At 46.1% G+C, this 9,171-nt stretch carries 8 protein-coding genes; 7 read left to right on the top strand and 1 reads right to left on the bottom strand.

All coding sequences use genetic code 11. From position 1 onward, the window contains the following. Nucleotides 1–251: 251 nt before the first annotated feature. The 7 genes from AA84_RS0105290 (at nucleotide 252) to AA84_RS0105260 (ending at nucleotide 6,961) form a co-directional block, all read left to right on the top strand. A complete protein-coding gene (locus tag AA84_RS0105290) occupies nucleotides 252–470 on the top strand; it encodes a DUF1659 domain-containing protein (RefSeq protein WP_010023995.1) in 219 nt (72 codons plus the stop codon). 44 nt (nucleotides 471–514) lie between these two features. Further along, the gene (locus tag AA84_RS0105285; RefSeq protein ID WP_028976346.1) at nucleotides 515–733 is read left to right on the top strand and encodes a DUF2922 domain-containing protein; all 219 of its coding nucleotides are present in this window, start codon (nucleotides 515–517) and stop codon (nucleotides 731–733) included. Nucleotides 734–809: 76 nt separating this feature from the next. Next, entirely contained in the window at nucleotides 810–980 is a 171-nt protein-coding gene (locus AA84_RS17135; protein WP_010025201.1) for a YvrJ family protein, read from the top strand. 174 nt (nucleotides 981–1,154) lie between these two features. Then, complete coding sequence (locus AA84_RS0105275; RefSeq protein WP_028976345.1) at nucleotides 1,155–1,376, top strand: hypothetical protein; 222 nt, start codon at nucleotides 1,155–1,157, stop codon at nucleotides 1,374–1,376. Nucleotides 1,377–1,743: 367 nt separating this feature from the next. Beyond that, nucleotides 1,744–3,648: a PTS mannitol transporter subunit IICBA gene (locus AA84_RS0105270; protein ID WP_028976344.1), complete on the top strand. Its 1,905-nt coding sequence runs from the start codon at nucleotides 1,744–1,746 to the stop codon at nucleotides 3,646–3,648. Between the two features lie 64 nt (nucleotides 3,649–3,712). Further along, nucleotides 3,713–5,794 carry a BglG family transcription antiterminator gene (locus AA84_RS0105265; RefSeq protein ID WP_028976343.1) on the top strand — a complete coding sequence of 694 codons (2,082 nt, stop codon included), beginning with the start codon at nucleotides 3,713–3,715 and terminating at the stop codon, nucleotides 5,792–5,794. Nucleotides 5,795–5,809: 15 nt separating this feature from the next. Continuing rightward, complete coding sequence (locus tag AA84_RS0105260; RefSeq protein ID WP_028976342.1) at nucleotides 5,810–6,961, top strand: mannitol-1-phosphate 5-dehydrogenase; 1,152 nt, start codon at nucleotides 5,810–5,812, stop codon at nucleotides 6,959–6,961. A gap of 98 nt (nucleotides 6,962–7,059) precedes the next feature. On the opposite strand, the gene AA84_RS0105255 is transcribed toward AA84_RS0105260, so the two are convergent. After that, nucleotides 7,060–9,045 carry an ABC transporter ATP-binding protein/permease gene (locus AA84_RS0105255; RefSeq protein ID WP_028976341.1) on the bottom strand — a complete coding sequence of 662 codons (1,986 nt, stop codon included), beginning with the start codon at nucleotides 9,043–9,045 and terminating at the stop codon, nucleotides 7,060–7,062. Nucleotides 9,046–9,171 lie beyond the last annotated feature (126 nt).

Genomic DNA, 9,171 nt, shown 5'->3' with positions numbered 1-9,171 from the left:
CTAAAAAGAAATAAAGAAAGAACTGCATGCCATCGCATCCTCTTACGCCCACATCAAATTTATCCCCCGAGAAACATTTTACACATAGAGAAAAGTCGTATCAAACGAAGTCAATTTTGTATCAAACAAGCCAAAAGTCGTAGCAAACCGCTTAAAAGCAGTATCAAAGAATAGAAGCGTTCATCTTTTTCAATTGTGCTCACCATTTTAAAACCGCACCTCCTACTTCTTAAATGTGGGAGGTGATAAAGATGGCAACGAGCAAAATCATTGCATCGGTATTCGTGATGAATTTGAACGGCGGCTTGGATGATCAGGGAAAGCCGGTGACGCTAAGTAAATCGTTCCGCAATATTAAAGCGGAGGCGGCTCCGGACAGTCTGCTGACGATTGCGCAGAAACTTGCGCCACTTCAGCAGCATGAACTGATTTCCGTCGAACGCAACGACACGACCGACATTCTAGCCTGACCAAAACGATGGACAAGTCCATCAGAGAAAGGAGGGATCAATGAATGAAAAAACTGAATCTCGTTTTTTTGAATGCCGAAGGAAAAAGTGTGACCTTGTCATTGAATGATCCGGTTGAACCGGCGGATCCGGCTGCGATTAAAGCTGCGATGAATACAATCCTCGCGGAGCAGGTGTTCCAGTCGACTGGCGGCGAGCTTGTTGCCCTTAAGTCGGCGCGCATTTCGGAAAACAACACAACACCAATTGAATTGGAGGTATAACGGTTTGGTCAGAAGCCGGGGCGAATATGCATTGCATGCTCCGGCTTTTCGATCGACGTGGAAAGGAGGCTTTCGCATGGAGGTGTGGTTCTCAATGATTAAGGACGTCGGTTTTCCGGCTGTCGTCACCTTTTTCCTCTTGCACCGGATTGAAGGCAAGTTGGATGAGCTGATCCAGTCCGTCCGCCTGCTCCCGATCAATCAGGAGACCGACCGGACAGAAGAACGACTTCAAAAACAGGCATAAAAAAAAGCGGTACGTGTTGCTTCGGCAGGCGTACCGCTTTTCGTGGACGCTCCTTGTTTCGCGCGCATTACAGCTGAAAATGGAAGAACGATGGGGAGAAATCTGCATTGCTGCGAATGATCAATTATTTTACACTAAATGATGAAGCATTCGAACTAATCCGGGGGGATACGTGTGAAAAAAAGCAATGCAAAAAAATTCACCTTTCTTCTATTGCTCACCTACTCCGTTGTTTCAGTACTTGGACGATTTATCGATCATCTCTATTTTGCAAAATCCGATCCGACGTATTCACTTTTACATGATTTAGTTTCCAGTGCGATAACCTTTGTTCTGTCCTGCATCTTTGCAAGTCTATTTTTTAAATTCATTTATCCAAAGGGAGAAGACAATTAAACCTATGGACTGAGCTTACCTGGTTCACCTACTTGGAGCGTGCAAGACAATCCGCCTTGTACTTCTTTGATTGATGCAGCGTCGGTTGCTGCTTATTAACCCAGTTTTGTCATCAATTGGTTGGCAAAACTGGTTTTAGTTTGTCTTGCCTCAGACCACTGCGGCTCCGTATAATAAATATGTAGCAAAGAGGCTTTCAGATAGCACCATATGTAAGCGCTTAATATAAAGGCTGTTTCATAACGTATCGCAAAGTGCGAGGGTTTTATTTTTGTTAAACCAGAAAGCGCTTACGTGAAAAAGGTCACTTTGAAAACCGTTCACGTCGATTCACGACTTCAGGCAACAAACAAAGGAGGTAACACCTATGTCTGCAGGTTCAGGTGTAAAAGTTAAAGTTCAGAAGTTCGGTAATTTCCTAAGTTCAATGATTCTGCCGAACATCGGCGCCTTCATCGCATGGGGACTGATTACAGCACTTTTCATTCCAACTGGCTGGCTGCCGAACAAGGCACTAGCAGAACTCGTTGATCCAACCGTAACCTATCTGCTTCCAATTCTGATTGGTTATTCCGGTGGGAAATTAGTCTTTGATCATCGAGGCGGCGTGGTTGGCGCAATCGCAACAGCCGGTGTCATTATCGGTACCGATATCCCAATGTTCCTCGGTGCGATGATTATGGGGCCGCTCGGCGGTTATGTCATTAAAAAATTCGATAAAATGGTTGAGGGCAAAATAAAAACCGGATTTGAAATGCTCGTTGATAATTTCTCAGCCGGCATTCTCGGCGCACTGCTTGCCATTCTTGCTTTTCTCGGTATCGGGCCGGTCGTCGATGCGGTCAGTGCCGCTCTGGCATCCGGTGTTGAAAGGCTGGTTGGCGCAGGCTTGCTTCCGCTTGCAAGTTTGTTCATTGAACCCGGTAAGGTACTCTTCCTGAATAACGCCATCAACCATGGTGTATTAACACCGATTGCGGTTGAGCAGGCACGTCAGTACGGAAGTTCGGTACTTTTCCTACTTGAAGCAAACCCAGGTCCTGGGCTCGGCATTCTGCTTGCTTACAGCTTTTTCGGCAAAGGCAATGCGAAGAAGTCTGCACCTGGTGCGGCGATCATTCATTTCTTTGGCGGAATTCATGAAATCTATTTCCCTTACATTTTAATGAAACCGCTTTTATTCATTGCAACAATCGTTGCCGGTATGAGTGGTATTTTTACACTGGTTACGCTGAAAGGCGGGCTGGTTGGTCCGGCTTCACCAGGCAGCTTTATCGCTATGCTCGCCGTAACACCGAAATCCTTTGGCAGCTTTGCGGCAAATATTGCGGCTGTATGCGTTGCGACGATCGTCTCTTTTGCGATCGGCAGTCTCATTTTGAAAACCGATAAAGCGGGTAATGAAAACCTTGAAGAAGCAACCCGGAAAATGGAGAGCATGAAAGGCAAGAAGAGCCGCGTTTCCGGTGTGCTTACCGATTCGAAGACGCTCGATCCACAAGCGGTGAAGAAGATTGTCTTCGCGTGTGATGCCGGCATGGGTTCCAGCGCGATGGGCGCTTCACTGTTGAGAAAAAAGGTGAAAGCCGCCGGTCTGGCGATCAATGTCACCAATACAGCGGTAAGTTCCATTCCAAGCGATGCACAGATCGTCGTCACGCAGTCTGAGCTGACGCCGCGTGCAAAAGAAAAAGCACCGGATGCTTATCATGTGTCGGTTGATAATTTCTTAAGCAGCCCATCCTATGACCTGTTAATCAATCAATTAAGCAAAGGCGAAAAAGCAGAGCCGGAGGCAGCGGAAGAATCAAGCGTTGCGCCGTTTGTTGACGGTGATATTCTTCGAAAAGAAAATGTGTTTATCAATCAATCGTTTAAAAGCAAAGAAGAAGTGATTCGCTTTGCCGGACAGAAACTGGTAGAAGGCGGCTATGTAAAACCCTCCTATGTCGAAGGGATGATCGCTCGCGACCGGCTCATGTCGACGTATATGGGCAACGGAATTGCCATTCCGCATGGCACAGAAGAAGTGAAAAAAGAAGTGCTGGCTTCCGGTATTGTGATCATTCAGATTCCAGACAGCGTTGATTTTGACGGAAACAAGGTCCGGCTCGTCTTCGGCATTGCTGGAAAGAACAACAGCCACTTGGAAATTCTGTCTAAAATTGCGGTCGCCTGCTCGGATGTCATTAACGTTGGTGAAATGGTTCGCGCACAATCGGTCGATGAACTGATCACGGTGATTAATCATGCAGTCGCGCAAAATGCGTGATTGTTCCCGCGGGTAATCGCTCCATCACTGTGCTACGATTGAAGAAAAAAGGCGGATGAATCCGATGGTCTTGACGAACCGGGAAAAAATGATTTTAGAGCTGCTCTTGAAAACAAGCGGCAAGCATTCGGCTCTTTCAATAGCCAGTTATTTGCAGGTGAGCGTGCGTACGGTTCGGCGCGATCTGAAAAATATTGAACGACTTTTGACGTCGCAGGGCTTGCAGCTGGTTCAAAATAAAGACAAAAGTCTTCGCATCCAAGGGGCGAATCAGGCGATTTTCAAGCTGGTTCAGGCGTTGTCGAACGTGCAGCCGGTCGACCTTTCGGCGAAGGAACGAAAGCTGCTCTTGTTTGTGAAATTGTTTCAAAGCGATGAATCGATGAAAACGGGTCCGCTTGCTCATGATCTGGCCATCTCATCCACTACACTCACAAGTGATTTGGACGATTTATCCGACTGGACGAATGACTTTGGGATAACACTTTCACGGAAACGCGGCGTTGGCATTCAATTGATTGGGTCGGAACGGGCGAAACGCACAGCACTGGCTAATTTCTATTTATTCTATTTTAACGAGAATTTGATTGAAGCGATTTTTCAGCTCAATCATCAGACGTTGGCAGAAGATCAGCTCGTTCTTCATTATTTTAAGGCCAATCATCTGATTGTGATTGATCAGGCGATGAAAAGCAATATGAAAACACTCTATGCAGAGCTTGCCGACAGTGACTACATCAGTTTTCTAATCCAGGTGTGTATCGCTGTTCAGCGCTACGCATCCGGTCATCCGCTTCAGGATGACGATCAGGACGAATCAATCAGCACAGAAATGGAAGCGTTGCCTTTTATTGGGAAAATCGCCGCTATTGTTAAAAATCAGCTGCGGATCGACTTGCCGGTACAGGAAAAGGCATTTATGGTCACACTGCTGAAGGGATCGCGGCTGCAGAATGCGGAATCGATCTATTTTGACCAAGTGATTACTGGAAAAGCGATTAAAAAGTTGATCCAGCATGTGTCGCAAGCGCTTCATATGGATTTGACCAATGACTTTTCACTGTTTCAAGGATTAATGGCGCATCTTGAACCATCATTGTTTCGAATTCGTAAGGATTTGGCATCCGTGAACCCGCTTACAAAACAAATCAAGACTCAATATTCCGTTCTGTTTCAGATCATAGAGCACTCGCTGCGGGAGGTCTTTCAATCCATTCGCTTTCCTGATGATGAAATTGCCTACATTGTTCTGCATTTCGGTTCGGCATTGGAGCAACGCAAACAGAAACGAAACATTCGTGCATTAGTTGTTTGTCCGACCGGAATCGGCGCATCGAAAATGCTGGCGTCACGCCTGAAAAAGGAAATGAAAGAGCTTTATTCAATTAAGATTGCCTCTATTCATGATATGGAGAAGCTTGAACTCAATCACTTTGACTTGATCCTGTCGACGGTCCATTTGCCGAAACAGAAGATCCCATGCCTGTTTGTCAATCCACTGCTTAGCCAGGCCGATATTGAGGCAATTAAACAGGTGACCGACCGACTCATAGGCAAGCAGGGACAATCGCTGTTTTTGACGGATCAGGAGCAAATTCAAGAAGAAACGGGCGATCATTCGTTGGAGCAACTCATGGATGAGATCGATCGTCTTCAAGCGGGTATTCGCGCGATAATGAAAACTTTTAAAGTGATTCGTCCCAAAGGTGCCGAAACGACTCAAGCGATTTTGCAGATGCTGTTATCACAAGCAGCAGATGATTCGATTGTCAGTGATGTTTCGCGCGTGCTCTGCCGATTGATCGAGCGAGAACAACTCGCCGGTCTTGGCATTCCAGGTACCGACATGGCCCTGTTTCATTGCCGTGATCGCGCCGTTCACTCACTCTGCTTTTGCATCGCTCATCTCAACGAACCGGTCGAGCTTGCGGCGATGAACGGCGGCAGGATACCGGTGCGCAACATCCTGCTCCTGCTTGCCCCTGAATCGCTGCATCCGATGGAGCAAGAAGTGATTCGTACCGTAAGTAGCTCATTAGTCGACGATCGTGAAAGCACGCTGATTTTCGCTTCAGCGAATGAAACGACGATCCGTGCCAAATTGGAAGCCAATTTTTATCAACTACTGATTCATAAATTTAAATGAAAAGGAATGAGGATCATGAAGGAAGTTGTACATTTTGGTGCAGGCAATATTGGAAGAGGATTTATCGGCGCTTTATTTTCAGAATCAGGCTACCACGTTTCGTTTGTGGATATCGCAGAGCCGATTATTCATGCATTAAACGAAAAGCAAACCTATAAGGTCAGAACCGCTGCTGAGCATCCAGAGACGGTCACGATTACCAACGTTTCCGGAATCAACAGCAAAACGAACCCGGATCAAGTTGTTGAAACAATTGGTAAGGCGGAGTATCTGACAACGGCAATCGGGCCGAAAGTGTTGCCGTTCATCGCGCCACTGATCGCCAAAGGACTAAAAGAACGGTTGACGCATACAACTGAAAAAATCTATGTGATTGCTTGCGAAAATCAGATCAACGCGACCGATTTGTTAAAAAAGGAAGTATTGAAAGCACTTGATGAAGCAACGACGAAAAAGCTAAAAGGCAACGTCTTCTTCTTAAATTCAGCGGTTGACCGTATTGTTCCGCTGCAGCACAATGATGAACTGCTCGATGTACTCGTTGAAGACTATCGTGAATGGATCGTTGAATCGAACGAACAATTGCCGCAAGTAAAAGGGATGCAGATCGTACCGGATCTTGCGCCGTACATTGAGCGCAAACTGTTCACGGTAAATACCGGTCACGCGACCACCGCTTATTTCGGCTACCAAGCGGGGAAAAAGAAGATTCATCAAGCCTTGCAGGATCCGGAACTGTATCAGGACGTTAAAGCAACAATTGAGGAAACCGGAGCCTATCTGATTAAGCAGTACGGCTTTAAGCCTGAGGTACATGAACAGTATATTGAAAAGATTCTGCACCGTTTCCAGAATCCGAAATTAAATGATGACGTAACCCGTGTCGGTCGCTCACCATTGCGCAAACTGGGCGCCGAAGACCGTCTGGTAAAACCGGCACGTGAAGCACAGAAACTCGGTTTGTCGTTCACACATCTTGCGAAAGTCATGGCTGCAGCGCTGCATTTCGATTACAGTGAGGATGCGGAGGCAGAAAGTCTGCAACGGCAGTTGAAACAAAAAGGCGTGTATACGGTTCTTCATGATGTAAGCGGTCTCGAAGCAGAGGATCCGATTGCTAAAGCAGTTGTTCATTACTATGAAAACATCAATCTGCTCAAAAAGTAAGTTCACAAAAAACAAGCGCCCTGCCGAATTGCGGTAGGGCGCTTGTTTTTTGAACTTTAACGATTTTAATGAGTAGCTCGAACACTGTTTATGGATAATTAATCAGCGGACAGCGCGTCAATCGGATTCAGTCGTGAAGCGCGTCTTGCTGGCAACAGTGCGGCAATAAACGAGATCACCAGAGCGATGATGACTGTTGAAATAATGTTCGCTACTGAAATCTGAACCATGTTGAATTTAACAATATTATAGAGCAAGTGATTGAGCAGAGCGCTGAATCCGTAAGCAAAGATTAGTGCGAGAGCTGCCGAGAACAAGCCGATCAGAATCGACTCAGCGGTAAACAGTCGACGAATATCCTTCTTACGTTGTCCGAGTGCACGCAGAATGCCGATTTCTTTCGTCCGTTCCGATACAGACATATACATGGTCACAATGATCATAAGGGCAGAAACCACGAGTGAAATGCCGGCAATTGCTGAGAGCACGATCGAGGCGATTTGCACGTATTGATTTACCGTGTCCAAAATGTCGCCGACGGTAATTGCACCATAGGTGTATTTTCCGTTATCTTCCAATCCTTGAATCGTTTTCGCGACCCCTTTGACATAGGTCGGATCGGTGACATTGACGGAGACAAAGTTCGCTTTTGTCTCACCTTTACTCTTTTCGATCAGTTCACGCATGGTGTGGTAGTTCGTTATTGCCGGCAAACTTGCCTGTCCACTTTTAACAAATCCAACAACCTTAAGTTTTCCCTTGATCTGAATCGGCTGGTTTTTCTCATTAATCCATTGCAACGTGAGGTTGATCGTTTTGCCTTGCAGTTTCTTGTACGACTTGGCGCTTGTCAACGCGATTGCCTCGTTCTTATTAATTACAATCTCGTTGTCTCCGGGTACACGGCCCGTTTCAACCGTGTCGTCGGCAAACGCTTTTGTCCACGTCTGGATTCCTGAGCTGTTTGAATTCTTTTTGTTATAGGACAGGGTATATGTGCTGAGCTGATAACCCGGTTCAACCTTGTCCACGTGTTTTAAATCGCGTAGACGGTCAACCTGATCGTCTGTGATCAGCAGCTTCGATGGGTCACTGGCAAATTGCTGCATGGACTGCTGCAGTTCAGCGCTGCCCATTTTCTTACCTGTCGGGTTCTTCATCACTGTAATCGAATTCGGATTGACCATTGAATTGATTTGGTCTTGAATAAAAGCATTGACCCCATTGCCTAAACCGCTAAAGAGCAGCACGGCGAACAGACCGATCGCGGTACCCAGCATAATAAGTGAATTACGCCAGAAATTAAAGGTGAGGTGTTTGAACGCATTTTTATAACTTGCCCCTGCAGAAAGCGCTTTTGCCTGAAAGTCGTTCTGAGCGTCAGTCAGCACTTCATAGGCGGGTTTGAGCCGTGTGTCGCCATCGATTTTTCCATCGGTAAGATGAACAATGCGTGTGCCGTGGTTGGCAACCTCTTGGGAGTGCGTGACGGCGATAACCAATTTTCCTTCCTCAGCAATTTGTTCCAAGAGCTTGAGAACCTCTGCGGTGTTCTTGGAGTCCAAAGCGCCTGTCGGTTCGTCTGCAATGATAATTTCAGGATCGCTGGCCAGCGCACGAGCAATGGCCACGCGCTGCTTTTGACCGCCGGAAAGTTGACTCGGGCGTTTCTTCAAATGCTGGCCCAGGCCGACCTTTTTCAGTAAGGCGATTGCCCGTTCCTTTCGCTGGCCGCCGTTCAGCGTCGTCATATCTAAAGAGACTAAAACATTTTCGACAATGTTGAGGTGACTAATCAGATTATACGATTGATAAATGTAGCCGATCGTACGGCGACGGTAGTTATCCAGCTGTTTTTCTTTAGTATGGTCCAGCAGCTTTCCGTCAACCGTTACTTGACCGGTAAATTTACGATCCAATCCGCCGATGATGTTCATCAGGGTTGATTTACCGCCCCCAGATTCGCCTAATATCGAAACGAATTCGCCGCGTTCGAGTTGGAGGTCAATCCCCTTCAGGACAGGAAACTTTTCTTTCCCTAAAAAATATGCTTTGTGAATGTCGTGTAATTCGAGAAAAGCCATATGTTTCCTCCTTCATTTTATAATACATATTTAAATATAAAAAAACTAAAACAAAAAGTCAACAATGTTTTACCTTTTTTGACAAAATAAACATTATTTCTTAAAATGAATAAAGAAAAAACGAGC

It is taken from the genome of Sporolactobacillus terrae DSM 11697 (genome assembly GCF_000648615.1).
Taxonomy (GTDB): Bacteria; Bacillota; Bacilli; order Bacillales; family Sporolactobacillaceae; genus Sporolactobacillus; species Sporolactobacillus terrae.
The sequence above is the reverse complement of the archived record's forward strand: the minus strand, read 5'-3'. Positions and strand labels throughout refer to the sequence as shown.

Coding starts and splice junctions, on each gene's coding strand:
- AA84_RS0105285 (WP_028976346.1), top strand. CDS start 515: ATGAAAAAACTGAATCTCGTTTTTTTGAATGCCGAAGGAAAAAGTGTG.
- AA84_RS17135 (WP_010025201.1), top strand. CDS start 810: ATGGAGGTGTGGTTCTCAATGATTAAGGACGTCGGTTTTCCGGCTGTC.
- AA84_RS0105265 (WP_028976343.1), top strand. CDS start 3,713: ATGGTCTTGACGAACCGGGAAAAAATGATTTTAGAGCTGCTCTTGAAA.
- AA84_RS0105290 (WP_010023995.1), top strand. CDS start 252: ATGGCAACGAGCAAAATCATTGCATCGGTATTCGTGATGAATTTGAAC.
- AA84_RS0105270 (WP_028976344.1), top strand. CDS start 1,744: ATGTCTGCAGGTTCAGGTGTAAAAGTTAAAGTTCAGAAGTTCGGTAAT.
- AA84_RS0105260 (WP_028976342.1), top strand. CDS start 5,810: ATGAAGGAAGTTGTACATTTTGGTGCAGGCAATATTGGAAGAGGATTT.
- AA84_RS0105255 (WP_028976341.1), bottom strand. CDS start 9,045: ATGGCTTTTCTCGAATTACACGACATTCACAAAGCATATTTTTTAGGG.